The 25,232-nt window shown below is 66.3% G+C and carries 25 protein-coding genes; 7 read left to right on the plus strand and 18 right to left on the minus strand.

Annotated features, from left to right (window positions below; translation table 11 throughout):
- The first annotated feature begins 8 nt into the window (after positions 1-8).
- Positions 9-392, plus strand: coding sequence for a GtrA family protein (locus ABIA73_RS11845; protein WP_100436938.1), 384 nt, complete (start codon positions 9-11; stop codon positions 390-392).
- A gap of 77 nt (positions 393-469) precedes the next feature.
- Here the strand turns inward: ABIA73_RS11845 and ABIA73_RS11850 are convergent, their stop codons facing one another.
- From ABIA73_RS11850 to ABIA73_RS11890, 9 genes are all read right to left on the minus strand, one after another.
- Entirely contained in the window at positions 470-892 is a 423-nt protein-coding gene (locus ABIA73_RS11850; protein ID WP_025877355.1) for a F0F1 ATP synthase subunit epsilon, read from the minus strand.
- A gap of 112 nt (positions 893-1,004) precedes the next feature.
- On the minus strand, positions 1,005-2,411 hold the full coding sequence (gene atpD / locus ABIA73_RS11855) for a F0F1 ATP synthase subunit beta (RefSeq protein ID WP_025877357.1): 1,407 nt from the start codon (positions 2,409-2,411) through the stop codon (positions 1,005-1,007).
- 38 nt (positions 2,412-2,449) lie between these two features.
- Positions 2,450-3,313 carry a F0F1 ATP synthase subunit gamma gene (atpG, locus tag ABIA73_RS11860; protein WP_025877359.1) on the minus strand — a complete coding sequence of 288 codons (864 nt, stop codon included), beginning with the start codon at positions 3,311-3,313 and terminating at the stop codon, positions 2,450-2,452.
- A 95-nt stretch (positions 3,314-3,408) separates the two neighbouring features.
- The gene (gene atpA / locus ABIA73_RS11865; protein WP_025877361.1) at positions 3,409-4,956 is read right to left on the minus strand and encodes a F0F1 ATP synthase subunit alpha; all 1,548 of its coding nucleotides are present in this window, start codon (positions 4,954-4,956) and stop codon (positions 3,409-3,411) included.
- A 44-nt stretch (positions 4,957-5,000) separates the two neighbouring features.
- Positions 5,001-5,528 (minus strand): F0F1 ATP synthase subunit delta, encoded by a 528-nt coding sequence (locus ABIA73_RS11870; protein WP_025877363.1) that lies wholly within the window; start codon positions 5,526-5,528, stop codon positions 5,001-5,003.
- A gap of 2 nt (positions 5,529-5,530) precedes the next feature.
- Positions 5,531-6,001: a F0F1 ATP synthase subunit B gene (locus ABIA73_RS11875; RefSeq protein ID WP_025877365.1), complete on the minus strand. Its 471-nt coding sequence runs from the start codon at positions 5,999-6,001 to the stop codon at positions 5,531-5,533.
- 114 nt (positions 6,002-6,115) lie between these two features.
- Entirely contained in the window at positions 6,116-6,418 is a 303-nt protein-coding gene (gene atpE / locus ABIA73_RS11880; RefSeq protein WP_025877367.1) for a F0F1 ATP synthase subunit C, read from the minus strand.
- Between the two features lie 64 nt (positions 6,419-6,482).
- Positions 6,483-7,271: a F0F1 ATP synthase subunit A gene (gene atpB, locus ABIA73_RS11885; protein ID WP_025877369.1), complete on the minus strand. Its 789-nt coding sequence runs from the start codon at positions 7,269-7,271 to the stop codon at positions 6,483-6,485.
- Positions 7,272-7,302: 31 nt separating this feature from the next.
- Entirely contained in the window at positions 7,303-7,635 is a 333-nt protein-coding gene (locus tag ABIA73_RS11890; protein WP_032952006.1) for a hypothetical protein, read from the minus strand.
- A gap of 496 nt (positions 7,636-8,131) precedes the next feature.
- On the opposite strand from ABIA73_RS11890, the gene ABIA73_RS11895 reads away from it, so the two are divergent.
- Positions 8,132-8,950: a hypothetical protein gene (locus ABIA73_RS11895; protein WP_025877373.1), complete on the plus strand. Its 819-nt coding sequence runs from the start codon at positions 8,132-8,134 to the stop codon at positions 8,948-8,950.
- A 461-nt stretch (positions 8,951-9,411) separates the two neighbouring features.
- Here the strand turns inward: ABIA73_RS11895 and lpdA are convergent, their stop codons facing one another.
- The 3 genes from lpdA to ABIA73_RS11910 form a co-directional block, all read right to left on the minus strand.
- The gene (gene lpdA, locus ABIA73_RS11900; protein WP_354275833.1) at positions 9,412-11,220 is read right to left on the minus strand and encodes a dihydrolipoyl dehydrogenase; all 1,809 of its coding nucleotides are present in this window, start codon (positions 11,218-11,220) and stop codon (positions 9,412-9,414) included.
- A gap of 107 nt (positions 11,221-11,327) precedes the next feature.
- Entirely contained in the window at positions 11,328-13,058 is a 1,731-nt protein-coding gene (gene aceF, locus ABIA73_RS11905) for a dihydrolipoyllysine-residue acetyltransferase (protein WP_032976572.1), read from the minus strand.
- Positions 13,059-13,171: 113 nt separating this feature from the next.
- Positions 13,172-13,741: a DNA-deoxyinosine glycosylase gene (locus ABIA73_RS11910; RefSeq protein WP_025877378.1), complete on the minus strand. Its 570-nt coding sequence runs from the start codon at positions 13,739-13,741 to the stop codon at positions 13,172-13,174.
- Between the two features lie 186 nt (positions 13,742-13,927).
- On the opposite strand from ABIA73_RS11910, the gene ABIA73_RS11915 reads away from it, so the two are divergent.
- From ABIA73_RS11915 to glpK, 3 genes are all read left to right on the plus strand, one after another.
- Entirely contained in the window at positions 13,928-14,563 is a 636-nt protein-coding gene (locus ABIA73_RS11915) for an OmpW/AlkL family protein (RefSeq protein WP_354275834.1), read from the plus strand.
- Between the two features lie 120 nt (positions 14,564-14,683).
- On the plus strand, positions 14,684-16,168 hold the full coding sequence (glpD, locus tag ABIA73_RS11920; RefSeq protein WP_354275835.1) for a glycerol-3-phosphate dehydrogenase: 1,485 nt from the start codon (positions 14,684-14,686) through the stop codon (positions 16,166-16,168).
- Between the two features lie 63 nt (positions 16,169-16,231).
- The gene (gene glpK / locus ABIA73_RS11925) at positions 16,232-17,731 is read left to right on the plus strand and encodes a glycerol kinase GlpK (RefSeq protein ID WP_088101921.1); all 1,500 of its coding nucleotides are present in this window, start codon (positions 16,232-16,234) and stop codon (positions 17,729-17,731) included.
- An 86-nt stretch (positions 17,732-17,817) separates the two neighbouring features.
- On the opposite strand, the gene ABIA73_RS11930 is transcribed toward glpK, so the two are convergent.
- Positions 17,818-18,612, minus strand: a complete 795-nt coding sequence (locus ABIA73_RS11930) for a MetQ/NlpA family ABC transporter substrate-binding protein (protein WP_025877387.1) — start codon at positions 18,610-18,612, stop codon at positions 17,818-17,820.
- 26 nt (positions 18,613-18,638) lie between these two features.
- Positions 18,639-19,610: a helix-turn-helix transcriptional regulator gene (locus ABIA73_RS11935; protein WP_025877388.1), complete on the minus strand. Its 972-nt coding sequence runs from the start codon at positions 19,608-19,610 to the stop codon at positions 18,639-18,641.
- A gap of 81 nt (positions 19,611-19,691) precedes the next feature.
- Here ABIA73_RS11935 and ABIA73_RS11940 point away from each other — a divergent pair, with 81 nt between their 5' ends.
- On the plus strand, positions 19,692-20,294 hold the full coding sequence (locus tag ABIA73_RS11940) for a LolA family protein (RefSeq protein WP_025877389.1): 603 nt from the start codon (positions 19,692-19,694) through the stop codon (positions 20,292-20,294).
- 107 nt (positions 20,295-20,401) lie between these two features.
- Positions 20,402-21,178, plus strand: coding sequence for a DUF481 domain-containing protein (locus ABIA73_RS11945; protein WP_025877391.1), 777 nt, complete (start codon positions 20,402-20,404; stop codon positions 21,176-21,178).
- A 116-nt stretch (positions 21,179-21,294) separates the two neighbouring features.
- Here ABIA73_RS11945 and hemC read toward each other — a convergent pair whose 3' ends face one another.
- The 4 genes from hemC to ABIA73_RS11965 all read right to left on the minus strand — a co-directional run bounded on the left by hemC (position 21,295) and on the right by ABIA73_RS11965 (position 25,225).
- Complete coding sequence (gene hemC, locus ABIA73_RS11950) at positions 21,295-22,206, minus strand: hydroxymethylbilane synthase (RefSeq protein WP_025877394.1); 912 nt, start codon at positions 22,204-22,206, stop codon at positions 21,295-21,297.
- A 573-nt stretch (positions 22,207-22,779) separates the two neighbouring features.
- Complete coding sequence (locus tag ABIA73_RS11955) at positions 22,780-23,508, minus strand: LytR/AlgR family response regulator transcription factor (RefSeq protein ID WP_025879008.1); 729 nt, start codon at positions 23,506-23,508, stop codon at positions 22,780-22,782.
- Between the two features lie 10 nt (positions 23,509-23,518).
- Entirely contained in the window at positions 23,519-24,535 is a 1,017-nt protein-coding gene (locus ABIA73_RS11960; protein ID WP_154881373.1) for a sensor histidine kinase, read from the minus strand.
- Between the two features lie 30 nt (positions 24,536-24,565).
- The gene (locus tag ABIA73_RS11965; RefSeq protein ID WP_059065212.1) at positions 24,566-25,225 is read right to left on the minus strand and encodes an alpha/beta hydrolase; all 660 of its coding nucleotides are present in this window, start codon (positions 25,223-25,225) and stop codon (positions 24,566-24,568) included.
- Positions 25,226-25,232 lie beyond the last annotated feature (7 nt).

Raw genomic sequence — 25,232 nt, forward strand, 5'->3', positions numbered from 1 at the left:
CCGGCACCATGAGCCTGCTCCGCCAAGGCCGTTCCTATCTCGTCATCGGCCTGCTGCAGTTGCTGCTGGACTGGGCGGTGTTCGTGCTGGCGACGGCGGCCGGCATGCCGGCTGCGCCCGGCAACGTCTGCGGACGCGTGGCCGGCATGCTGCTGGGTTTCTGGCTCAATGGACGCATCACCTTCGCCGACGCCAACGGGCAGCGCCTGGGCTGGCGCCGCTTCGCACGATTCCTGCCGCTGTGGCTGCTGCTGACCATGGCCAGCACACTGCTGGTGGCCGCCGCCGACCATGCGCTGGGCCTGCGGTACGCCTGGCTGGCAAAGCCGCTGGTGGAAGCGGGCCTGGCGGTGGTGTCTTTCCTGCTGCTGCGCCATGTCGTGTACCGGTAACGGCGTTTCCGCTACGTTGTCGACACATACAAAAACGCCGGCACTGGGCCGGCGTTCCTGCTCGATGGCGCTGGACCTCAGTGCTTGAGGGTCTTGCGCAGGCGCTCAAGCGCCTGCAGCTGGACAACGGCCTCTGCCAGCTTCTGCTGGGCTTCGGCCACTTCCATCGCTTCGCCGCGGTTGGCCAGGATGCGTTCGGCTTCTTCCTTGGCCTTGCGGACCGAGGCTTCGTCGATGTCCTGTGCGCGGATCGCGGTGTCGGCCAGCACGGTCACCACCTGCGGCTGCACTTCCAGGATGCCGCCGGAAATGGCGAAATCCAGCTGCTCGCCGCTCGGCGTGGTCACTACCACCTTGCCCGGCTTCAGGCGGGTGATCAGCGGTGCGTGCTTGGGCGCGATGCCCAGTTCGCCCAGCTCACCGGTGGCCACGACCAGGGTCGCTTCGCCACGGAAGATTTCCTGCTCGGCGCTGACGATGTCGCAACGGATGGTGCTCATGTAACTCTCTTCGCTAGGGGGCGGGTCGAACCCACCGCAGGGATTCCGCAGCGGTGGGCGCAGGCCCACCCCGTGTCACGGTCGGGACGGGCGTGTGCCCGTCCCCGCCGCATCAGGCCTTCTCGGCCATCTTCTTGGCCTTCTCGACCGCTTCTTCGATGCTGCCGACCATGTAGAACGCCTGCTCCGGCAGGTGGTCGTACTCGCCATCGACGATGGCCTTGAAGCCACGGATGGTGTCCTTCAGCGACACGTACTTGCCCGGCGAGCCGGTGAACACTTCGGCCACGTGGAACGGCTGGCTGAAGAAGCGCTCGATCTTGCGGGCACGCGACACGGCCTGCTTGTCTTCTTCGGACAGTTCGTCCATGCCCAGGATGGCGATGATGTCCTTCAGTTCCTTGTACTTCTGCAGGGTCTGCTGGACGCGCTGGGCGGTGTCGTAGTGCTCGTGGCCGATGACCAGCGGGTCCATCTGGCGGCTGGTGGAGTCCAGCGGATCGACCGCCGGGTAGATACCCAGCGAAGCGATCGAACGCGACAGGGTCACGGTCGAGTCAAGGTGGGCGAAGGTGGTCGCCGGCGACGGATCGGTCAAGTCATCGGCCGGCACGTAGACGGCCTGGATCGAGGTGATCGAACCATTCTTGGTCGAGGTGATGCGCTCCTGCAGGACGCCCATTTCCTCGGCCAGGGTCGGCTGGTAACCCACTGCCGACGGCATACGACCCAGCAGTGCCGACACTTCGGTACCGGCCAGGGTGTAGCGGTAGATGTTGTCGACGAACAGCAGCACGTCCTTGCCCTTGCCGTTCTCGTCCTTCTCGTCGCGGAAGTACTCGGCCATGGTCAGGCCGGTCAGGGCGACGCGCAGACGGTTGCCCGGCGGCTCGTTCATCTGGCCGTACACCATCGCGACCTTGTCCAGGACGTTGGAGTCCTTCATCTCGTGGTAGAAGTCGTTGCCCTCACGGGTACGCTCACCCACGCCGGCGAACACGGACAGACCGCTGTGCGCCTTGGCGATGTTGTTGATCAGTTCCATCATGTTGACGGTCTTGCCGACGCCGGCGCCGCCGAACAGGCCGACCTTGCCGCCCTTGGCGAACGGGCACATCAGGTCGATGACCTTGATGCCGGTTTCCAGCAGCTCGGTGGCCGGGGACTGGTCTTCATACGACGGAGCAGCGCGGTGGATTTCCCAGGTGTCGCTGGAGGCGACCGGACCGGCTTCGTCGATCGGGCGGCCGAGCACGTCCATGATGCGGCCCAGGGTGCCAGCGCCGACCGGCACGGAGATGCCGCGGCCGGTGTTGGTGGCCACCAGGTTGCGCTTCAGGCCATCGGTGGAGCCCAGCGCGATGCAGCGGACCACGCCGTCACCGAGCTGCTGCTGCACTTCCAGGGTGATTTCGGTGTTGTCCACCTTCAGCGCGTGGTACACCTTCGGCACCGACTCGCGGGGGAATTCGACGTCGACGACGGCGCCGATGATCTGAACGATCTTGCCCTGACTCATTGCTGCATCCTCTAAATGTGTGCTTTTAACGAACGCGGTCAGACTGCTGCCGCGCCGCCGACGATTTCGGAGATTTCCTGGGTGATCGCTGCCTGGCGGGCCTTGTTGTAGACCAGCTGCAGGGTTCCGATCAGCTTGTTGGCGTTGTCACTGGCCGACTTCATCGCCACCATGCGCGCGGCATGCTCGGAAGCGACGTTTTCCAGCAGCGCCTGGTACACCAGCGACTCGATGTAACGCGTCATCACGTGCTCGAGCACGGTCGCGGCATCGGGTTCGTACAGGTAGTCCCAGTCGTGGTGCGCAACCTGCTTCTCAGCTGCCGGCAGCGGCAGCAGCTGATCGAAGCTGGCCTTCTGCGTCATCGTGTTGACGAAGCGGTTGTAGACCAGGTACACGCGGTCGACCTTGCCTTCGGTGAAGGCGTCGAGCATGACCTTGATCACACCGATCAGCGATTCCAGCTTCGGCGTGTCGCCGATGTGGGTCACCGTGCCGACCATGTTCACCTTGACCCGGCGGAAGAAGGTCGAAGCCTTCTGGCCGATGGTCACCAGGTCCACTTCGGCGCCCTTGTCCTGCCAGGCCTTGGCTTCGCCAAGCATCCTGCGGAACAGGTTGTTGTTGAGGCCGCCGGCCAGACCGCGATCGGAGGAGATCACGATGAAACCGACCCGCTTGACCTGCTCACGCTCGACCAGGAACGGATGCTGGTAGTCGGTGCTGGCCTGCGCCAGGTGGCCGATCACCTGCTTCATCGCCTGCGCGTACGGACGCGAGGTCTTCATCCGATCCTGCGCCTTGCGGATCTTGGAGGCCGAGACCATTTCCAGGGCGCGCGTCACCTTGCGGGTGTTCTGCACGCTCTTGATCTTGGTTTTGATTTCGCGTCCGCTTGCCATCTTTTATTCCCGTGGCGCGGGGCCGGGGCCCCGCGTTGTTCAACCGTTTGATCGTCTGGTCCAGCGGAGCATCGCTCCGCTCTACAGGACCTCGATTACCAGCTGCCGGTGGTCTTGAACTCGACGATGCCCTTCTTGAAGGCACCTTCGATGTCGTTGTCCCAACCGCCGGTGGCGTTGACCTTGCCGATCAGTTCGCCCTGGGTGTTGGCGAAATGCGCGTGCAGGCCTTCTTCGAACGCCAGCAGCTTGCTGACCGGCACGTCGTCGAGGTAACCCTCGTTGACGGCGTAGATCGACAGCGCCTGGTTGGCGATCGACATCGGCGCGTACTGCTTCTGCTTCATCAGCTCGGTGACGCGCTGGCCGCGCTCAAGCTGCTTGCGGGTGGCTTCGTCCAGGTCCGAGGCGAACTGCGCGAACGCAGCCAGCTCGCGGTACTGGGCCAGCGAGATACGGATGCCGCCGGACAGCTTCTTGATGATCTTGGTCTGCGCCGAACCACCGACGCGCGACACCGAGATACCGGCGTTCACGGCCGGGCGGATGCCGGCGTTGAACAGATCGGTTTCCAGGAAGATCTGGCCGTCGGTGATCGAGATCACGTTGGTCGGAACGAACGCGGAAACGTCGCCGGCCTGGGTCTCGATGATCGGCAGCGCGGTCAGCGAACCGGTCTTGCCGGTCACCGCACCGTTGGTGAACTTCTCGACGTACTCTTCGGACACGCGGGCAGCGCGCTCGAGCAGACGGGAGTGCAGGTAGAACACGTCACCCGGGTAGGCTTCACGGCCCGGCGGGCGCTTCAGCAGCAGCGAGATCTGGCGGTAGGCCACGGCCTGCTTGGACAGATCGTCGTACACGATCAGCGCGTCTTCGCCGCGGTCCATGAAGTACTCGCCCATGGTGCAGCCCGAGTAGGCGCTGATGTACTGCATCGCGGCCGATTCGGACGCGGTGGCAGCCACCACGATGGTGTGAGCCAGGGCGCCGTTCTCTTCCAGCTTGCGCACGATGTTGGCAACGGTCGAAGCCTTCTGGCCGATCGCTACGTACACGCACTTGATGCCGGTGCCCTTCTGGTTGATCACCGCATCGATGGCCAGTGCGGTCTTGCCGGTCTGGCGGTCACCGATGACCAGCTCGCGCTGGCCACGGCCGATCGGGATCATCGAGTCGACCGACTTGTAACCGGTCTGCACCGGCTGGTCGACCGACTTGCGCCAGATCACGCCCGGAGCAACGCGCTCCACCGGAGCGGTCAGCTGGGTGGCCAGCGGGCCCTTGCCGTCGATCGGCTCGCCGAGCGCGTTGACGACGCGGCCCAGCAGTTCCGGACCGACCGGCACTTCCAGGATGCGGCCGGTGGTCTTGGCGACGTCACCTTCGCGCACGTTCTCGTAGCCACCCAGGACCACGGCGCCGACCGAGTCGCGCTCCAGGTTCAGGGCCAGGGCAAAGGTGTTGTTCGGCAGTTCGATCATTTCGCCCTGCATCACGTCGGCCAGACCGAAGATGCGCACGATGCCGTCGGACACGCTGGTCACGGTGCCTTCGTTGCGCGATTCCGCGGCCAGCTTGACCTTCTCGATGCGGTTCTTGATCAGTTCGCTGATTTCGGAGGGGTTGAGCGTGGTTGCCATCGTCAAGTCCTAGTGCCGGCAGCGGGGCCGGACGTTAAATGAATTCAGTTAGCGAGCGCGGTCTGCAGACGGGCCAGCTTGCCCTTCAGCGAACCATCGATGACCACGTCGCCGGCGTCGATCACAGCGCCGCCGATCAGCGAGGCGTCGACCGCGGTGGCCACTTCGACCTCGCGGTTGAAGCGCTTGCGCAGCGCGGCCTTGATCGCGTCCAGCTCGGCAACCGACAGCTCGGCCGCGGAGGTCACCGTGGCCTTGACCACGTGCTCGGCCTCGGCGCGCAGGGCGTCGAACATGCCGGCGATCTCCGGCAGCAGCGGCAGACGATGCGACTCGGCAAGCACAGCCAGGAAGCGCGAGTAGGTCTCGCCGCGGGACTCCGGCGCCAGCAGGGCGATGGCGTCATCGCGACCCAGCTCCGGGTTGGCGAGCAGGGCCGCCACGCGCGGGTCGGCGGCGACGTGGGCGGAGAACGCCAAAGCGTCCGACCACGGCGCGAACGCGCCTTCGTCACGCGCGGTCGCGAAGGCGGCGCGGGCGTACGGGCGGGCAAGCGTGAGGGCCTGGCTCATCCTTAAATCTCCGAGGCCAGCTCGTCGAGCAGCGCCTTGTGGGCGTTGGCGTCGATTTCGCGCTTGAGCAGCTTTTCGGCACCGGTCACGGCCAGCGCGGACACCTGCTTGCGCAGATCTTCACGGGCACGGTTGGCGGCGGCGTCGATTTCGGCCTGGGCCAGGTCCTTCTGACGGGTGGCTTCGGCAACAGCTTCGTTGCGGGCCGCGTCGACGATCTGGTTGGCACGCGCGTGGGCCTGGTCGATGATCTCGTTGGCCTTGGTGCGGGCTTCCTTCAGCGCTTCATTGACCTTGTCCTGCGCCTGGGCCAGATCTTTCTGGCTGCGGTCGGCAGCAGCGAGGCCTTCAGCGATCTTCTGCTGGCGCTCTTCGATCGCGTTCATCAGCGGCGGCCAGATCTTGGTCGCGATGAGCCAGATCAGGGCGGCAAAGGCCAGGGCCTGGGCGATGAGGGTAAAACCGATATCCATGGGGTTCGCTCAGTCGGTTGTGACGGGATGGATGCGCCGCCACACGGGCGGCGCCTCCGAACCTTCATCCGCGACCAGGCGCCTGCGGCGCCCGGTCGTTTCACTTTCGCTGGATCAGCCAGCGATTGCCGGCAGGCGCGAGACGAACTCGCCGACCAGCGGGTTGGCGAAGGCGAACAGCAGGCCCACGGCGACCGAGATGATGAAGGCGGCGTCGATCAGGCCGGCGGTGATGAACATGCGGACCTGCAGGACCGGGATCAGTTCCGGCTGGCGCGCGGCCGACTCCAGGAACTTACCGGCCATGATGGCCAGACCCAGACCGGCGCCCAGCGCGGCCAGGCCGATCATGATGCCGACGGCGAGGACGGTGGAGCTCTGAACTTGGGCGAGATTGGTCAGGACGGCGAAGTACATGGTTTTCTCCAGGAACTTGATTGCTAAGGGTTTAGAAACAAACGGATGAAGGGTGAAGCGAAACTCAGTGAGCGTCTTCCGACAGGCTCAGGTACACGATGGACAGCATCATGAAGATGAAGGCCTGCAGCGGGATCACCAGCAGGTGGAACAGCATCCAGCCGAAGCCGGCGAACGCGCCTGCAAACATGCCGGCGATACCTGCACCGCCCAGCACCCAGATCAGCAGGAACACGATTTCACCGCCGAACATGTTGCCGAACAGTCGCATCGCCAGCGAAATCGGCTTGCTCAGCCACTCGACGATGTTCAGGATCAGGTTGAACGGCATCATCCACTTGCCGAACGGTGCGGTCAGGAATTCCTTGGTGAAACCACCAATACCCTTGGCGCGCAACGCGAAGAACAGCATCAGGAAGAACACGCTGATCGACATGCCCAAGGTGGCATTGACGTCGGCGGTGGGGACCGGCTTCCAGTACGGCACGCCCATCAGTTCGAGCGGCTTGGCGATGAAGTCGGCCGGGATCATCTTGATGAGGTTCATCAGGAGGATCCAGAAGAAGATCGTGATCGCGATCGGGGTCACCAGCTTGCTGGTGCCGTGATAGGTGTCCTTGGCCTGGCGGTCAACGAACTCCAGGCAGATCTCGACGAATGCCTGCCACTTGCCCGGCACGCCGGAGGTGGCCTTGCGGGTCGCCATCCAGAAGGCGACGACCATCACCAGGCCCATCAGCAGCGAGGTTACCAGCGTGTCCACGTGGATCGCCCACGGGGTGCCATGACCTGCCGTCAGATTGTGCAGGTGATGCTGGATGTAGGAGGTGGGTGTAAGCGCCTCGCCTGCCATGTGTCCGGAACCTTAAGTTAAATGAATTCGATTAGCGCCTGGCCATGGCCAGGACCTGGAACATCAGCCCGACGGCGATACCGGCCAACAGCGCCAGTGCAGGCAGCTTGAAGACCAGGAACCCCACCATCAGGACACCAAAAACGAGCGCCCACTTGGCCACGATCGCAACGATCAGGCGTGCCATGGCCGAACCGGCCCCCAGCGCACCACCACCCAGCGCCATCCGTGCCGCCACCCAACCACCGGCCGAAACCGCCACACCGGATGCCAGGGCACCAAGGGCATACTTCGGCCCCACCAGCAGGAAGGCCAGAGCCAGGACAGCCACCGCGGCCAGCGGGTAGACCGCGGCGCGCAGCATCAGTCGCCGACCCGTTTCTACGGAGTTCAGCACAGGACGTCCCGCGTGGTTACAAGTGGATGGCTGAGGCGACTACAGCAGGGGGGCCTCATCGAGCCGCCAAATTATAGCAATGGGACAATTTGCGAGACAACCGCTGCCTGTTCATATCGGAACAGCGCAAGTTGCGGTAAGGGCTGCGGTTTTGCAGCCCACCACGGGGACAATGCCATCTGCGCGATGTTGCGGTGCAACGCATTGAACTTTGGTCGCAGGCGGCGGAACTTTCCGCCGACGGCCGTGGTCCCATCTTCCGACCTGCCTGCAGCTACCTCGTCGACGCTTCGCCTGCAGGTCCCCATGATGGCCCCGAAGCGCCGCTCCGGGGCCATCTTTTCGCAGGGCGCTGACAGCGCTGAACCGTCCACATCGCGTGGACCATACCTTCACGAATGGTGGACAGCGACGTCCGGCAAAGTGGCCTTCATTCCGATGAACCACTGCAAGGACTCTTTCGATGCGCTCCGTCCCCACCCTGCTCGCCCTCTCGCTTCTCGCCGCCGGCGCGTCGTTCGCCTCCTCCGCCCATGCCGCCGAAGGCGATGACCGCTTCGCCCTGCGCCTGGGTGCGATGAACATCGACTCGGACAACACCCTGCGCGGCAACACCAATGTCGCCGGCCAGGACATCGGCTTCTCCGAGGACTTCAAGCTGGGTGGCAAGGAATGGGAGCCGCGCATCGACGGCATGTTCCGCATCAGCAACCGCCAGCGCCTGCTGTTCAACTACTTCAAGTACGACAAGGACCGCCGCGAGACGCTTGGCCAGGACATTTCCTTCGGCAACGTCAACGTGCCGGCCGACAGCTTCGTCAAGGCGGAGCTGAAGTACCAGGTGGCCAGCCTGGTGTATGACTACTCGGTGGTGGACACCGAGAAGTTCGACCTCGGCCTGCAGCTGGGTGCCGAATACGCCAAGGTCAGCACCAAGGGCTACGCCGACCTGGGCACGGTGTATGAAGGCCAGTTCCTGGACGAGAAGACCGACGGTGTGGCGCCGGTGGTCGGTGCACGCCTGAGCTTCACCCCGTCCGAAAAGTGGATGATCACCCTGCAGGGCCAGTACCTCAACACGCGCTGGGGCAGCTTCGACGACTACAAGGGTGACCTCAGCCGCGCCAACGCGATCGTCGATTACCGCTTCACCCAGAACTTCGGCGTATTCGCCGGCTACGACTGGTTCAAGCTGGATGCGGACAAGAAGGGCAGCGACGGCACCATCGGCCTGAAGCAGGAATTCAAGGGCCCGGTGGCGGGTATCAGCGTCACCTTCTAAACCCTGCTCCCCTTCCACAGAACTCTCTCTCCTGGCGCGGCCTCCGGAACATCGGGGGCCGCGTTTTTTTGTGGCTTCCTGGCAGAAGAGCAGAAGCGGGTTGGTCGAGCGCTGGAGGGAGAGGGGGCGGGGTGCGAATGTCCCCCGGCGCCGGCCTGCGGCCGTCACCTCCTCCTTTACTTCGCACCCGGCCCCCTCTCCCTCCGCGTGTCAGGCATCCAGGCAGCCGCTGCGGTGGGAGTGGTTGTGGCTTCCGCCTTCCGCAAGCCGAGCCGCTGCGCGGGCGGCAGGCGTTTCGACAAAGTAAAGGAGGAGGCGACCGCCGAAGGCGGGCGACGGGGGACATTTGTCGAAATGCCTGCCGCCCGCGCAGCGGCCCTACAGCTCGCAAAAATCCGGAACGGAGAAACAAAAAAACCCCGGCAATGCCGGGGCTTTTTGTTCGGGAAGGCGCGGGCGCCTTATTTCTTCTTCGGCATGTACAGATCGGTGATCGTGCCGTCGTAGATTTCCGAGGCCATCGCCACCGACTCGCTCAGCGTCGGATGCGCATGGATGGTGTGGCCGATATCCTCGGCCTCGGCACCCATCTCGATCGCCAGGCCGATCTCGGCCAGCAGGTCACCGGCGTGCACGCCGACGATCGCACCGCCGATGATGCGGTGGCTGTCCTCGTCGAAGATCAGCTTGGTGAAGCCCTCGGTGCGACCGATGCCGATCGCGCGGCCGCTGGCGGCCCACGGGAACTTGGCCACGCCAACCTTCAGGCCCTTGGCCTTGGCTTCGGTCTCGGTGACGCCAACCCAGGCGATTTCCGGGTTGGTGTAGGCCACCGACGGAATCACCCGCGCGACCCACTCCTTCTTGTGCCCGGCAGCCACTTCGGCCGCCAGCTTGCCCTCGTGCGTGGCCTTGTGGGCCAGCATCGGGTTGCCGACGATGTCGCCGATGGCAAAGATGTGCGGCACGTTGGTGCGCATCTGCCGGTCGACCGGAATGAAGCCACGATCGGTCACCTGCACGCCGGCCTTTTCAGCATCGATCTTCTTGCCGTTCGGCGAACGACCCACGGCCACCAGCACGCGGTCGAAGGTGCCCTGCGCCAATGCCGGCGTCTGGCCTTCCTCGGCGGCTTCGAAGGTCACGGTGATGCCCTTGGCATCGGCGGTCACGCCGGAGGCCTTGGTCTTCAGGTGCACGTCAATGCCCTGCTTCTTCAGGCGGTCGGCCAGCGGCTTGACCAGGTCCTTGTCGGCGCCCGGCATCAGCTGGTCCATGAACTCGACCACGGTGACCTTGCTGCCCAGCGCGCCATACACGGTGGCCATTTCCAGGCCGATGATGCCACCACCGACGACCAGCAGCGAACCCGGCACTTCGGCCAGTTCCAGTGCGTCGGTGGAGTCCATCACGCGCTTGTCGTCCCACGGGAAGTTCGGCAGCTTCACCGCCTGCGAACCGGCGGCGATGATGCACTTCTGGAAGCGCAGCAACTGGGTGCTGCCGTCTTCAGCGGTGATCAGCAGCTCGTTGGCCGACACGAACGTACCAACGCCCTGCACATTGCGGACCTTGCGCTGCTTGGCCATGCCGGCCAGGCCCTTGGTCAGCTGGTTGACGACCTTTTCCTTGTACTGGCGCAGCTTGTCCAGGGTGATGGTCGGCTTGCCGAACTCGACGCCGAAATCACCGGCATGGGCGACTTCGTCGATCACCGCAGCGGCATGCAGCAGTGCCTTGGACGGAATGCAGCCCACGTTGAGGCAGACGCCGCCGAGGCTGGCGTAGCGTTCGACCAGCACCGTATCCAGGCCGACGTCGGCGGCGCGGAAGGCGGCGGTGTAGCCGCCCGGGCCCGAGCCCAGCACGACCATTTCGCACTCGATGTCGGCGGCCTTGCCACTGGCCAGTGCCGGCTTCGGTGCTGCAGGCTCGGCGGGGGCGCGGTGCGACGGCGTCACCGGCGGCTTGCTGGCCGGGGCGGCGGCCGCCGGGGCCGGCGCAGCGGCCTTGGCCGGCGCTTCAGCGGCGCCTTCGGTCTCCAGCAGCACGACGACCGCGCCTTCGGACAGCGTGTCGCCCAGCTTGACCTTGATTTCCTTGACCACGCCGGCTGCCGAGGACGGCACTTCCAGGGTCGCCTTGTCCGACTCCAGGGTCACCAGACCCTGGTCTTTCTTCACCGTATCGCCAACGGCGACCAGCACTTCGATCACCGGCACATCGCTGTAATCGCCGATGTCGGGAACCTTGATTTCAATCGTGGCCATGGTGGGTTTTCCTCGTGCCCGACCGGCGTGGCCGGCGGGCTGTCACTGCGTTTCGACAGGCGGCCGCGCCAGGGGCAGCGGCCGCACGGTGGGGGCGAAGCGGTGCCTTACAGCAGCACGCGGCGCATGTCGGCCAGCACCTGCGAGAGGTACGTGGTGAAGCGTGCGGCCAAGGCGCCATCGATGACGCGGTGGTCGTAGCTCAGCGACAGCGGCAGCATCAGCTTCGGAGCGAACTCCTTGCCATTCCAGACCGGCTGGATGGACGACTTGGAGACGCCGAGGATGGCCACTTCCGGGGCATTGACGATCGGGGTGAACGCGGTGCCGCCGATGCCGCCCAGCGAGCTGATCGAGAAGCAGCCGCCGCTCATGTCGGCCGGGCCCAGCTTGCCGTCACGCGCCTTCTTGGCCAGCTCGCCGGTTTCCTGCGCGATCTGCACCACGCCCTTCTTGTCGACGTCGCGGATGACCGGAACGACCAGGCCGTTCGGGGTATCGGCAGCGAAGCCGATGTTGAAGTACTTCTTCAGGGTCAGGTTCTCGCCGCTGGCATCCAGCGAAGCGTTGAACTCCGGGAACTTCTTCAGCGCCGCGGCGCTGGCCTTGATCAGGAAGGCGAGCATGGTCAGCTTGATGCCGGCCTTCTCGTTTTCCTTGTTCAGCGCCACGCGCAGGCCTTCCAGGTCGGTGATGTCGGCCTGCTCGAACTGGGTGACGTGCGGGATCATCGCCCAGTTGCGGGCCAGGTTCGCACCGGAGATCTTCTTGATGCGCGACAGCGGCTGCACTTCAACGTCGCCGAACTTGCTGAAATCAACCTTCGGCCACGGCAGCAGGTTGAGGCCACCGCCGGCAGCCACGGTGCCACCGGCAGCTGCCGGAGCGCCGCCGCTGAGCGCGGCCTTGACGAACTTCTGCACGTCGGCCTTGGTGATGCGGCCGCCCTTCTCGCTGCCACTGACCTGCAGCAGGTCGACACCGAGCTCACGGGCGAACACGCGCACCACCGGCGATGCGTAGGGCACCTTGGCCGGCAGCACGCCATCGGCGTTGAACTGTACCGGCGGGCTGGTCGGCGCGCCGGCCGAGGGGGCGCTGGCGATCTCGCGGGCGGCCAGCTTGTCCGGCTGGGCCGGCACGGCGACCGGCTCGACCTTGGTAGCGGTCTCGGCGGCGGCCGGGGCAGCAGCGGCGGCAGCCTTGCCCGGGGCCGGGGCGGCAGCGCCTTCGGCTTCGATGATGGCGACCACGTTGCCCTGCGACAGGTTGTCGCCGACCTTGACCTTGATCTCCTTGACCACGCCGGCGACCGACGACGGCACTTCCATGGTGGCCTTGTCGCTTTCCAGCGTGACCAGGCCCTGGTCCTTCTTCACCGTATCGCCCACGGCGACCAGCACTTCGATGACCGGAATGCCGCTGTAATCGCCGATATCCGGCACCAGGGCTTCCACCGCGCCACCGCTGGCAGCGGGGGCGGCAGCAGCGGCCGGAGCGGGAGCGGCCTGGGTGGCAGCGGCCGGAGCAGCGGCCTTGGCCGGTGCGGGTGCAGCGGCGGGTGCAGCGGCAGCGGCCGGCTGGGCAGCCTCGCCGTCGGCCACTTCGATCAGTGCCACGACCTTGCCTTCGGACAGGCTGTCGCCCAGCTTGACCTTGATTTCCTTGACCACGCCGGCCACCGAGGACGGCACCTCCATGGTCGCTTTATCGCTTTCCAGCGTGACCAGGCCCTGGTCCTTCTTCACCGTATCGCCGACGGCAACAAGCACCTCGATTACCGGGATATCGCTGTAGTCACCGATATCGGGGACACGTGCTTCCTTGATTTCGGCCATGGGGAGAACTCCGGCAATCTGGTGTAGGGAAACGTCTATTGTGCGGCCAGCGGGAGCCAGCGCCAACCGTTACAGGTGTTTTCAGTACGCACGCAGCCGGGACACGCTGTTGCTCATGGCCCGCCGGCGCTTCCAGTCGGTAGCGTATTGTCCTGCCGATGTCCGCTTGATGTCGCCAGTGCGACGGCCACCGGCTGCCAGGCCTGGCGCAGGCGCGGCAAGGACCACGCTGCGTTGGCCGGACTGGTGGACGGCAGCGCCAGCACCTTGGCCGACGTGGCCAGCTGCGGCTGCACCCAGCGCTGGAAGGCCTGCATCGCCGCGCCACCGTTGCAGCCGATCAGCTGCAGGTCAGGCAGTGCGGCGATCAGTGCGGGAAGTGCATTGGCCACTTCCGTGCCACGCACGATGTCCGCATCCAGGCTTCCGCGTCGTTCGCAGCGGCCGATCACATCCCAGAGGCCGACGCCATTGGCTGCCAGCGCCTGCAGTCGCTGCGCGTACGGCATTGCCGGGTCGAAGCCGCACAGATCGCCGAGCAAGGGCCAGAAACGATTGCGCGGGTGCGCGTAGTAATGCTGTGCCTGCAACGAAGCGATACCGGGCATTGAACCCAGCAGCAACACCCGGCAATCCGCGTTCACCTGCGCAGGCAGGCCGATGCACAACGTTGCAGCGCTCACATCTTCTCCAACTGCATGAATATTCCAGGAGGGCAGAAACCGCATGGAAACAGGGATTTCGCGCTGTTCGCTGAACAGTGCGAACTAATTTTTAACGCGCGTCGGATTCGATTCATGTTGGGGCGACTACGGTGTGCTCGCCCCGCAACCGGGGGCCCAAAACAAGAAACATTAGGAGATTCCCCCATGCGCTCCATCCGTATCCTGAGCCTCGCCCTGCTGACCTCCGCCGCGTTTGCACCGGCTGCCTTCGCGCAGGACAGCAGCACCACCGATACCGCCTCGGGCAAGCATTTTGCCGTGGTTGGCGGCGTCTCGCTGCTGCAGCCGAAGAATGACCCGATCGACGGCGTCAAGAAGGTCGATGGCGGCCCGGCACCGACCGTCAGCTTCAGCTACTACATCAACGACAACTGGGCCGTTGAACTGTGGGGCGCTGCAGACAAGTTCGACCACAAGGTGAAGGGCCCGGGCAATGCCCGCCTCGGCAACGTCGAGCAGCAGCCGGTCGCGCTGAGCGGCCAGTACCACTTCGGCCAGGCTGACAACGTGTTCCGTCCGTTCGTGGGCGTGGGCTACTTCCAGTCGGCCTTCAGCAATGAAACCCTGGCCGACGGCAGCGACTCCGACATCCGCCTGAAGGACGCCAAGGGCGTGATCGGCACCGTCGGTGTGGACATGAACATCAACTCCACCTGGTTCGCCCGTGCCGACGCCCGCTACATGCGTTCGCGTCCGGACGTGAAGGTCGGCGGCGAGAAGATCGGCGAAGCGAAGATGGATCCGTGGACCGTCGGCTTCGGCATCGGCGCCCGCTTCTAAGCGCTTCTGCGTCATTGTTGTACCGCGACGGGCCCTTCGGGGCCCGTCGTCGTTTCCGTCACCCGGGTTCTGTAGAGTCGACTGACAGTCGGATCTACACAGACGGGATGCGGAGGCGCGATGCACGAGGTCGACCTGCTGGTGATCGGCGGTGGCATCAACGGCGCCGGTATCGCCCGTGATGCCAGCGGCCGCGGCCTGAAGGTGCTGCTGTGCGAACAGCACGACCTGGCAGCACACACCTCCAGCGCCAGCAGCAAGCTGATCCATGGCGGCCTGCGCTACCTGGAACAGGGCGAGTTCGGCCTGGTGCGCAAGGCGCTGGGCGAGCGCGAAGTGGTGCGTCGGCAGGCGCCGTTCCTGGTGCGGCCGCTGTGCTTCGTGCTTCCGTGGCAGCCGCACCTGCGCCCGCGCTGGATGCTGCGGCTCGGGCTCTGGCTGTACGACCATCTGGGCCGGCGCAGTCCCGCCTTTCCTGCGTCGCGCGCCGTGGATCTGCACGACGATCCACTCGGCGCGCTGCTGTCGCCACAGCTGCAGCACGCCTTCAGCTACGCCGACGCGCAGGTGGATGATGCGCGGCTGGTCCTCCTCAACGCGCTCGATGCTGCGCAGCGGGGTGCATGCATCCTGACCGGCACGCGCTGCGTGGACCTGCAACGCGGGCACGGACGCTGGCACGCCGTACTGGAAAACGCCGCAGGCCATCAGCAGACCGTGCAGGCACAGGCGGTGGTCAACGCCGCAGGCCCCTGGGCCGGCGGTCTGCTCGAGCGCATGCACGCCCGCAGCGGCGGACCTGCGCTGCGCCTGGTCCAGGGCAGCCACATCGTGCTGCGCCGCGCCTGGCCGAACGACCGCGCCTGCCTGCTGCAGCAGCCCGACGGCCGTGTGGTGTTCCTGCTGCCCTTCCACGACCATCTGCTCATCGGCACCACCGACACCGACTATCGCGGCGACCCCGCACGCTGCAGTGTGCTGCCCGCTGAAGTGGACTACCTGTGCAGCGCTGCCAACGGCTACCTGCGCGATCCGGTCGCACCTGCCGAGGTGGTCTGGCAGTTTGCCGGCGTGCGCCCGTTGCTGGCCGACCCGGACCCGCGCGCGGCGGAACTGAGCCGTGACTATCGCCTGCAACTGGACGCCGAAGGTGCGCCTGCGCTGCACGTGCTGGGCGGCAAGCTGACCACGTACCGGGTACTGGCCGAGGAGGCACTGGACCTGCTGCGCCCCTATCTGCCGCACGCCCGCCCCGCCTGGACGGCGGCAGGCGAGCCACTGCCCGGCAGCGACTGGGGCGATGCCGGGCAGGCACGGGAACAGCTTCGGCACCAGGCCCCCTGGCTGCCGGAGACCACGCTGCGGCGCTGGGCCAGCGCCTATGGCAGTCGCAGCATCGATCTGCTGCACGGCGCACGCAGCCTGTTCGATCTGGGCGAAGACTTTGGCGCGGGCCTGCACGCACGCGAGGTGGCGTTCCTGTGCGACCACGAGTGGGCCCGCAGCGCCGAGGATGTACTGTGGCGGCGGAGCAAGCTGGGGCTGCAGATGGACGCGACACAGGCGGCACGGCTGCAGGCCTGGATGGATTCACATCGCCGGTAATGCCGCGCGCGGCCCGGCGCCGCCGATGCATTACGATCCAAACATCGCCACCGGAGACGCTGCATGACCCCCCGCTACGTGCTGGCCATCGACCAGGGAACCACCAGTTCGCGCGCGATCCTGTTCGATCGCGCCGGCGACATCGTCGGCAGCGCGCAGCGCGAGTTTGCCCAGTTGTTTCCACAGCCGGGCTGGGTCGAGCATGACCCGCGCGAGATCCTGACAAGCGTCTATGCCACGATCACCGAACTGCTCAGCCGCGAACAGATCGATCCCCGCCACATCGCCGCACTGGGCATCACCAACCAGCGCGAAACCACCGTGGTCTGGGACCGTGCCAGCGGCCAGCCGATCCACAACGCCATCGTCTGGCAGTCGCGGCAGAGCCAGGCGATCTGCGAGCGGCTGAAGTCTGACGGCCACGAAGCGCTGATCCGCGAGCGTACCGGCCTGCTGATCGATGCCTATTTCTCGGCCACCAAGATCCGCTGGATCCTCGACCACGTGGAAGGCGCGCAGCAGCGGGCCGAACGTGGCGAGCTGCTGTTCGGCACCATCGACAGCTGGCTGGTGTGGAATCTCAGCGGCGGCCAGGCGCACGTGACCGACTACAGCAACGCCGCACGTACGCTGCTGTTCAACATCCACACCTTGGAATGGGACGAGGACCTGCTGGCCCTGCTGGACATTCCGCGTGCGATGCTGCCGCAGGTGCGCGATTCCAGTTCGGTGTACGCGCACACGCGCCCGCAGTTCTTCTTCGACCATCCGATCCCGATTGCCGGCATCGCCGGTGACCAGCAGGCCGCGCTGTTCGGCCAGGCCTGCTTCCAGCCAGGCATGGTCAAGAACACCTATGGCACCGGCTGCTTCATGCTGATGCACACCGGCACGCAGGCCGTGCGCTCGCGCAATGGCCTGCTGACCACCATTGCCTGGGGCCTGGAGGGAAAGGTGGAGTACGCGCTGGAGGGGTCGATCTTCATCGCCGGCTCGGTGGTGCAGTGGCTGCGCGATGGGCTGCGCATGATCGATCGCGCTGCTGACAGCCAGGCCTTGGCTGCACAGGTGCCGGACAGCGCGGGGGTGTACCTGGTGCCGGCCTTCGTCGGCCTGGGTGCACCGTACTGGCGCAGCGACGTGCGCGGTGCGATGTTCGGCCTGACCCGTGGCACCGGCAAGGCCCACTTCGTGCGCGCAGCGCTGGAGGCGATGGCCTACCAGACCCGCGACGTTCTGGATGCGATGCAGTCCGATGCGGGCATCTCGCTCAGTGAACTGCGCGCCGATGGCGGCGCGATCGGCAACGACTTCCTTGCCAGCTTCCAGGCCGACATCCTCGGCGTCCCCCTGCTGCGACCGCGGGTGACCGAGACCACCGCGCTGGGTGCGGCCTACCTGGCCGGGCTGGCGGTCGGCTTCTGGGAGAGCCGCGAACAGATCGCGGCACAGTGGGGGCTGGATCGCCGCTTCGAACCGCAGATGGCGGTGGCCCGGCGCGAGAAACTCTACGCCGGGTGGCAGCAGGCCGTGGCCGCCACCCTCGCCTTCCATGTCGACTGACGGTAGTGCCGGCCGCTGGCCGGCAACACCGTGATCTTCGGGTACACCTGCTGGGTTGCCGGCCAGCGGCCGGCACTACCCCAGAGTCAGAACGCCGGCAGCACCGCGCCCTTGTACTTGGTCTCGATGAAGGTCTTCACCTGCGGGCTGGTCAGCGCCTTGGCGAGCTTCTGCACGCGGGCGTCGTCCTTGTTGTCCGGGCGGGCGACCAGGAAGTTCACGTACGGCGAGTCCTTGCTCTCGATCGCCAGCGCGTCCTTGGTCGGGTTGAGGCCGGCATCCAGCGCATAGTTGGTGTTGATCAGGGCCAGATCGACCTGGTCGAGCACGCGCGGCAGCATGGCCGAATCCAGCTCGCGGAACTTCAGGTTCTTCGGGTTGGAGACGATGTCGCGCTGGGTGGCCAGTGCGTTGGTCGGATCCTTCAGCTCGATCACGCCGGCCTTGTGCAGCAGGATCAGCGCGCGGCTGTTGTTGCTGGGGTCGTTGGGGATCACCACATCGGCCCCTTCACGCAGTTCGGCCAGCGACTTGATCTTGCGCGAGTAGGCACCGAACGGCTCGATGTGCACGCCCACCACCTTGGTCAGGTCGGTCTTGCGATCACGGTTGTAGGCGTCCAGGTACGGTTCGGTCTGGAAGTAGTTGGCATCCACCTGCTTCTGCACCAGCTGGTCGTTGGGCTGCACGTAGTCGTTGAACACGCGCACGTCCAGCTCCACGCCTTCCTGCTTGAGGATCGGCTTGACCACTTCCAGGATCTCGGCGTGCGGCACGGCGGTGGCGGCCACCACCAGCTTCTGCGAAGGCTCACCGGACTTGCCGCAGGCGGTCAGGGCCAGCGCAGCGGCGAACAGGGGCAGCAACAGGGTCTTCTTCATGGGCGCAATCGATCTCGGGGGAGGTATCAGGATTTTTCGTAGTTGGTCAGGGCCAGTTCCAGCAGTGCCTTGGCCTGCTCGCGCAGCATCATCGGCTCGACGATCTCGGCATCGGACCCGTAATGCAACACGTCCATCAACAGTTCGCGCGACACGCTGTAGGGCACTTTCAGTTCGTAGCGGCCATCGGCAAGGAAGCGTCCCTGCTGCTTGGAGTGCCAGTGCTCGTCGGCAACCCAGCGCGCGGCCTTGGCACTGAACAGGATGGTTGCCCAGCCCTTGGGCGCACCGGAGAAGATGCCGTAGCTGGCGCCGAGCTGCTCGTCCAGTTCGCTGTCGGCGACATCGCGGGCGGTGCTGTCGATCACCCGTGCCTTGTAGATGCGGTCCACCGCAAAGCTGCGCAGGGCCTCGCGATCATGGTCCCAGCCGTCCAGGTACCAGTTGTCGCGGTAATGGGTCAGCCGTTGCGGCGATACGGTGCGCTTGGTCGCTTCGTCGGTCGAGCGGGCGCGGTACTCAAAGCCCAGCTGCTTGCGCTCCAGCACCGCCGAGGCCACCGAACGGAAGCTGGCTTCATCGAACTTGCGGCCACGGTGCGGAATCACCCGCACCCGATCCACCGGCCAGCTGGAAACACCGGCCTGGGCGGCCAGCAGGCTCTCGATGCGCTGCTGCAGCGGCGCCAGCACCGAAGACAGCACGCCGCCGCCAGTACGGGCCAGCAGGTGCTGCGAGGCCAGCAGGGCGTGCAGCTCCTCCGAGCTCAGCCACAGGCCGGGCAGCTCGAAGCGGTCACTCTCGTCGGCCAGGTAGCGGAAGCCGGCCTCGCCATCGCCCTCGATCGGCGCCATCAGCGCATCGCGCAGGAACGCCAGGTCGCGGTAGACGGTGGCCCGGGAGCAACCGAGCTTGTCCTGCAGGGTCGCCACCGTCACCGGATAGCGTGCGGACTTGAGCAGACGATGCAGGGCGGTGATGCGTTCGTATCGGTCCATGCCCCCGATTATGTCCGAGTCTCGGGCGTTGTGGCGGACGATTGGGCTATCGTGGGCGCCCCCTGCCCCGTGGAGCGCCCGATGCGCCGGTTGTCTGTCCTGCCCCTGCTGGCCTGCCTGCTGCTGGCCGCCTGCGACCGCGCACCGGCGCCCACCGACGCTGCGAGGCCCGTCCCCGCTGCCGATCCGGCACAGGCAGTGCTGTCTGCCAGCCAGCGCTTTGCCGCCCTGCGCAGCTTCCATGCCGAGCTGGAGGTGCTGGGCGCGCAGCAGCCGGTGCGTACCGCGATGGACTTCGTCGCCCCGGACCGGTTCCGGGTGCAGACCCCTGCCGGACCACAGGTGATCATCGGCGACACCATGTTCCTGCAGGCCGACGATGCGATCCGCCAGGTGCCGACCCCGCCGGGGCTGCTGGAGCAATGGCGCAGCCCGCTGCCCGCCGATATCCCTGCACAGGCCCTGCAGGCCGAAGACCTGGGCGAGCAGACGCTGGACGGCGTCAGCACCCGCCACTACCGCCTGCGTGGCGCCACGGCCGGTGAGCGCCTGGAGTACTGGGTGGATGCGCAGGGCCTGCCGCGGCAGATCGTGCGCAGCGGCCACAACAACGGCAAGCCCTTCCAGCTGCGGCTGCGGTACTCGCGCTTCAACGATCCTGCCCTGCAGGTCGACCTGCCCTGAATGGGCCTGGCCGACAACGCCTGCTGAAGCAGGCGGGACGGACGATTCGGACGGTCATCACGCTTCCAGTATCATCACCGGCTGCCAACCGCTTCGGAGAAGCCTCGATGTCCCTGCGCGTGTCCCTGCTGGTCCCCTTGCTGCTCTGCGCCCCGCTGGCGTATGCGCAGGATGCCTCCGAACTGGCGGCGATGTCCTCGCCGTGGAGCGGCAGTGGTGGCGAACTCGGCTTCGCGTCGGCACGTGGCAACAGCAGCACCGAGAGCTTCAACGGCCGCCTGCGGCTGCGCTACACCGATGGCGACTGGGTGCACAGCATGGACCTGTTCGGCCTGCGCTCCAGCTCCAAGGTGACCGAAACCAGCGACGACGGCACCACCACGCGCCGCAACAACACCACCGCCAACCGCTACACCGGCAGTGCAGGCAGCGCGCTGCAGCTGGGCGAACATCGCCAGCTGACGGCCACGGTACGTACCGAGCGTGATGATTTCGCCACCTACGACCGGCAGAGCTCGTTCGGTCTGGGTTACGGCACCCGGCTGTGGAACACCGAGCGTTTCTCGTTCGATGCGCAGATCGGCCCCGGTGTGCGCCGCACCCACAGCACCGAGGACGATCGCACCCGCACCGGCCTGATCGGTCGCGGCCTGTTCGACCTGAAGTACTCGCTGACCGACAACACCGACCTGATCAACACGCTGCTGGTCGAATCGGGTTCGTACAACACCTTCGGCCAGAACGATTTCGGTGTCTCGGTGAGCATGAACGAGCACCTGGCGCTGAAGGCCGGCTGGCAGGCGCGTTACAACAGCGACGTCGCCGAGGACAAGCGCAAGACCGATACGCTGACCACGATGAACGTGGTCTACAAGTTCAAATAAGCGAAACGGGCGCCTGGCGCCCGTTCTGCTTCTGGTAGTGCCGGCCGCTGGCCGGCAACTGCATTCAATCGGGATCATGAGGTTGCCGGCCAGCGGCCGGCACTACCTGCGGTGGCTCAGACGTTCAACAGCTCGCCAGCACCCGCATCCAGCAGCATCTTCGCCACGCGCTGGCCCAGCACTTCCGGGTCGCTGGCCGGGCCCACGGCGTCGGCACGCACCGCGCGGCCGTCGCTGGCGCTGCCGACCAGCCCCTGCAGGTGCAGGTCCTGGCCCTGCCACTGCGCGATCGCCGCCACCGGCACATGACAGCTGCCGTGCAGCGCGCGGTTCATGGCCCGCTCCGCTTCCACACAGGCGCGCGTTGCGGCGTCATCCAGGCCTGCAAACAGCGCCATCAGCGCGGCATTGCCGCCATCGCACTCCACCGCCACCGCGCCCTGTGCTGGTGCCGGCAACCACTGCGGCGGCTGCAGGCGGGCGACGATGCGGTTGCCCAGGCCCAGCCGTTCCAGCCCGGCCACGGCCAGCACGATGGCGTCGTAGCCGCCGTTGTCGAGCTTGGCCAGACGGGTGTTGACGTTGCCGCGCAGGTCCAGCAGTTCCAGGTCCGGGCGCAGCGCACGCAGCTGGGCCTGGCGGCGCAGTGACGAGGTACCGACGCGCGCACCGATCGGCAGTGCATCCAGCGAGGCATACAGGTTGGAGACGAAACCATCGGCCGGATCGTGGCGGGTCAGCATTGCCGGCAGCGCGAACGGCGCATCCAGTTCCATCGGCACATCCTTCAACGAGTGCACCGCGCAGTCGGCCTCGCCACGCAGCATGGCCAGCTCCAGTTCCTTGAGGAACAGGCCCTTGCCACCGATGGCCGCCAGCGAGCGGTCAAGCACTTCATCGCCGCGGGTGCTCATCGGCACCAGTTCCACGTGCAGATCGGGATGTGCCTGGCGCAGGCGGTCGGCGACGTGTTCGCTCTGCCAGAGGGCGAGCGGGCTCTTGCGGGTGGCGATGCGGACGGTTTCCATCCTTTCATTATCGCGCCTATCGGCGGGATACGGCCAACGGCGGAGCCCCTCGTGGCTGGAAGCAACAGCTGTGCTTGGCCGGGCGGGGTGGGCTGCGCGGGGGACGCCGTAAACCCATCCCTGGGGGCTTGGCCGCGGCATCCATGCCGCGGACACCCCCACGCAGCCCACCCCGTCCGGCCTCTGACAGTTTCCGTGTGCGTCAGCCACGGAAGATCAAAAGAAAAAAGAAAGAGCAGAAGCAGAAGCAACAGCCGGCGACTTCCGGGGTCAGATCCCTTTTCCGCAGGAAAAGGGATCTGACCCCTCTTTCCCCACCCGATAACACCAACGCTCTTGCTGTCCGTCACCGGGAAATTCGCGAGGGCGAGGCGGGATGGGCGGGCGGGACCGTTGGCGCCATGGATGGCGCCATCGAGCCCCCATGGATGGGTTTACGGCGTGTCCCGCCCGCCCATCCCGCCTCACCCAACACGCAACAACACAGAGCCGACAACCCGCTGTTGCTGTTGCTGTTGCTGTTGCTGTTGATGTTGATGTCGAAGCAGTCGCGGCCGCAGGCCGCGCGGAACCTCACAGATGCCGCAATTCCTGCTTCAGCGTCGCCACGCAGCGCCGGCTCACTTCCAGCGGCTGCTTGCCATGCCGCAGCACCGCCTGCACCTGGCCTCCGCTGCCACGCCGCAGCTCCACCAGCTCGTGGCGCGCCACCAGGCAGTTGCGATGGATGCGCACGAAGCGGCTGGCGAACTCCTCCTCCAGCGACTTCAACGATTCCTCGATCAGGTCCTCGCCACGTGCGTGATGCACCACCACGTACTTTTCTTCGGCCTGCAGATAGTGGATATCGTCCAGCGGAATCAACCGCAGGCTGCCGCGCAGGCGGGCACACAGCATGCTGCGGGCCTGGCCGCCGGTGTGCTGGGGTTGCCCGTCACGGCCGGCCAGGAAGGTGCGGGCGCGTGCGATCGCCGCTGCCAGCCGCTCGGCGCGCACCGGCTTCATCAGGTAATCGATGGCCGCTGCCTCGAACGCCGACAGCGCGTGCGCATCGTAGGCGGTGCAGAACACCACCGCCGGCCTGGGCTCGAAACTGGCCAGGTGGCGGGCCGCTTCCAGGCCGTCCAGGCCGGGCATGGCGATATCCAGCAGCACCAGGTCCGGCTGCAGTTCGGCGCACGCGTGCAGGGCCTGCTCGCCGTTGCCGGCCTCGGCCACTACGTCCACCCCTTCCTGCGCGGCCAACAGGCTGCGCAGGCGCTCGCGCGCCAGCGGTTCGTCATCGGCGATGACTACCCTCACGATCGTCCCCTCACTGGATCGGCACTGTCACCTGGCAGGCATAGTAGCCCTCGCTCCAGCCAGCCGTCATCCGCGCGGCGCGGCCGAAGCGCCAGCTCAGGCGATGGCCGATGCTGTGCTGGGCGTGGCCCGCTCCCTGGGCCAGGGCCAGCCCGGGCACCTGCGGATCCGGTGCAGGATTGCGTACGCGGATCTGCAGCTCGCTGCCCACACAGGCCAGATGCAGCTCGATGGTGCCGCCTTCGGGCAGGCGCGAGATGCCGTGCAGCACCGCGTTTTCCACCAGCGGCTGCAGCACCAGCCGCGGCATCGGCAGGTCCCAGGGCAGGGGTTCATCGCGCTGCCAATGCACCCGCAGGCGGTCGCCCAGGCGCAGTGATTCAATCGACAGATAGCGCTCGGCCAGTTCGCACTCATCGCGCAGGGTCGAATCGCCCTCGCCTGCACCCAGCGCGGCGCGGAACAGATCGGACAGGTCGAGCACGGCACGCTCGGCCACCGCTGGGTCGCGATGCAGCAGGCTGGCGATCAGGTTCATGCTGTTGAACAGGAAATGCGGGCGGATACGCGCCTGCAGGGCGTCGGCCTGCGCACGGGCATTGGCCTGTACCTGCGCCGCCCAGCGGTCGCTGACATAGAAGTAGCGCAGCGCCAACGCGGTGATCAGCGCCGTGGTGGCCGCGCTGCCCAGGGTGAAGCGCCAGAAGCCGATGCCGCGCGCGAAGTTGTCGCCCAGCACGCCATACAGGGCATGGATGATGCCCGCGCACAGGATGGCGATCAGCGCGGCCAGGCCGACGGCGGCGAGGGCGCCCAGCAGTTCCGGCAGCTTCGACAGCGCCTGCCGCAGCAGGCACAGGCTGGCGGTGACCGCCAGCGCCAGCCACAGCGCGAAACCGCTGGCCGAGGCCAGTTCCCCCATCGTCCAGTGGCGGCTGCCATCGGGCGCCAGCGCCAGCACCACCACCACCAGTTCGGCCAGGCCGAGCATCGCTGCCAACCGCGGCAAACGGCACAGTTCCGGCATCCACGGGGTGGCAGCGCTCGCGGCCATGGGTCAGGCGACGCCCAGGCGTGCCTGCAGCCAGTCGCCCAGCGCGTCGATTTCCTCGGCGCAGACCTGGTGGGCCATCGGGTAGCTGTGCCACTGCACGTCCAGCCCAAGCGTGCGCAACGTCTCGGCGCTGTGCGCGGCCACCGCCTGCGGGATCACCGGATCGCTGCTGCCGTGGGCCATGAACACCGGCACATCCACCGCACCATCAACGCGCGACGCGGTTTCGGCCTCCGGCAGGTAGGTCGACAGTGCGATCAGGCCGGCCAAGGGGGCAGTGCGTGCCAGCGCGGCGCTGAGGATCACCGCCCCGCCCTGCGAGAAGCCGGCCAGGAAGATGTGATCAGCGGCGACACCGCGTTCGATCTCACGGGCGATCAGCGCATCCAGCTGCACCACCGACTCCTGCACGCCGGCCATGTCGGCGCGCGAACGGAAGTCCATGCCGACGATGTCGTACCAGCCACGCATCGGCACGCCGTTGTTGATCGTGATCGGCCGCACCGGTGCGTGCGGGAACACGAAGCGAAGCGCCGGCCAGTGCGGACGCACCAGTTCGGGCACGATCGGCGCGAAATCATGGCCGTCGGCACCGAGGCCGTGCAGCCAGATCACCGACCACTGCGGCGAGGCGCCGGTTTCCTGTTCCACCGTTTGCAGCATGTTGCGG

It is taken from the genome of Stenotrophomonas sp. 2694, assembly GCF_040548715.1.
Classification (GTDB): domain Bacteria; phylum Pseudomonadota; class Gammaproteobacteria; order Xanthomonadales; family Xanthomonadaceae; genus Stenotrophomonas; species Stenotrophomonas indicatrix.

Excerpts from the sequence above, each read along its gene's own strand:
- ABIA73_RS11960 (WP_154881373.1), bottom strand. The coding sequence starts at position 24,535 with ATGCCGGAACTGTGCCGTTTGCCGCGGTTGGCAGCGATGCTCGGCCTG.
- atpB (WP_025877369.1), bottom strand. The coding sequence starts at position 7,271 with ATGGCAGGCGAGGCGCTTACACCCACCTCCTACATCCAGCATCACCTG.
- ABIA73_RS11915 (WP_354275834.1), top strand. The coding sequence starts at position 13,928 with ATGCGCTCCATCCGTATCCTGAGCCTCGCCCTGCTGACCTCCGCCGCG.
- glpK (WP_088101921.1), top strand. The coding sequence starts at position 16,232 with ATGACCCCCCGCTACGTGCTGGCCATCGACCAGGGAACCACCAGTTCG.
- ABIA73_RS11850 (WP_025877355.1), bottom strand. The coding sequence starts at position 892 with ATGAGCACCATCCGTTGCGACATCGTCAGCGCCGAGCAGGAAATCTTC.
- hemC (WP_025877394.1), bottom strand. The coding sequence starts at position 22,206 with ATGGAAACCGTCCGCATCGCCACCCGCAAGAGCCCGCTCGCCCTCTGG.
- ABIA73_RS11890 (WP_032952006.1), bottom strand. The coding sequence starts at position 7,635 with ATGCTGCGCGCCGCGGTCTACCCGCTGGCCGCGGTGGCTGTCCTGGCT.
- ABIA73_RS11875 (WP_025877365.1), bottom strand. The coding sequence starts at position 6,001 with ATGGATATCGGTTTTACCCTCATCGCCCAGGCCCTGGCCTTTGCCGCC.
- glpD (WP_354275835.1), top strand. The coding sequence starts at position 14,684 with ATGCACGAGGTCGACCTGCTGGTGATCGGCGGTGGCATCAACGGCGCC.
- atpG (WP_025877359.1), bottom strand. The coding sequence starts at position 3,313 with ATGGCAAGCGGACGCGAAATCAAAACCAAGATCAAGAGCGTGCAGAAC.
- atpE (WP_025877367.1), bottom strand. The coding sequence starts at position 6,418 with ATGTACTTCGCCGTCCTGACCAATCTCGCCCAAGTTCAGAGCTCCACC.
- ABIA73_RS11940 (WP_025877389.1), top strand. The coding sequence starts at position 19,692 with ATGCGCCGGTTGTCTGTCCTGCCCCTGCTGGCCTGCCTGCTGCTGGCC.
- ABIA73_RS11945 (WP_025877391.1), top strand. The coding sequence starts at position 20,402 with ATGTCCCTGCGCGTGTCCCTGCTGGTCCCCTTGCTGCTCTGCGCCCCG.
- ABIA73_RS11965 (WP_059065212.1), bottom strand. The coding sequence starts at position 25,225 with ATGCTGCAAACGGTGGAACAGGAAACCGGCGCCTCGCCGCAGTGGTCG.
- aceF (WP_032976572.1), bottom strand. The coding sequence starts at position 13,058 with ATGGCCGAAATCAAGGAAGCACGTGTCCCCGATATCGGTGACTACAGC.
- ABIA73_RS11870 (WP_025877363.1), bottom strand. The coding sequence starts at position 5,528 with ATGAGCCAGGCCCTCACGCTTGCCCGCCCGTACGCCCGCGCCGCCTTC.
- atpA (WP_025877361.1), bottom strand. The coding sequence starts at position 4,956 with ATGGCAACCACGCTCAACCCCTCCGAAATCAGCGAACTGATCAAGAAC.
- ABIA73_RS11930 (WP_025877387.1), bottom strand. The coding sequence starts at position 18,612 with ATGAAGAAGACCCTGTTGCTGCCCCTGTTCGCCGCTGCGCTGGCCCTG.
- ABIA73_RS11845 (WP_100436938.1), top strand. The coding sequence starts at position 9 with ATGAGCCTGCTCCGCCAAGGCCGTTCCTATCTCGTCATCGGCCTGCTG.
- lpdA (WP_354275833.1), bottom strand. The coding sequence starts at position 11,220 with ATGGCCACGATTGAAATCAAGGTTCCCGACATCGGCGATTACAGCGAT.
- ABIA73_RS11895 (WP_025877373.1), top strand. The coding sequence starts at position 8,132 with ATGCGCTCCGTCCCCACCCTGCTCGCCCTCTCGCTTCTCGCCGCCGGC.
- ABIA73_RS11935 (WP_025877388.1), bottom strand. The coding sequence starts at position 19,610 with ATGGACCGATACGAACGCATCACCGCCCTGCATCGTCTGCTCAAGTCC.
- atpD (WP_025877357.1), bottom strand. The coding sequence starts at position 2,411 with ATGAGTCAGGGCAAGATCGTTCAGATCATCGGCGCCGTCGTCGACGTC.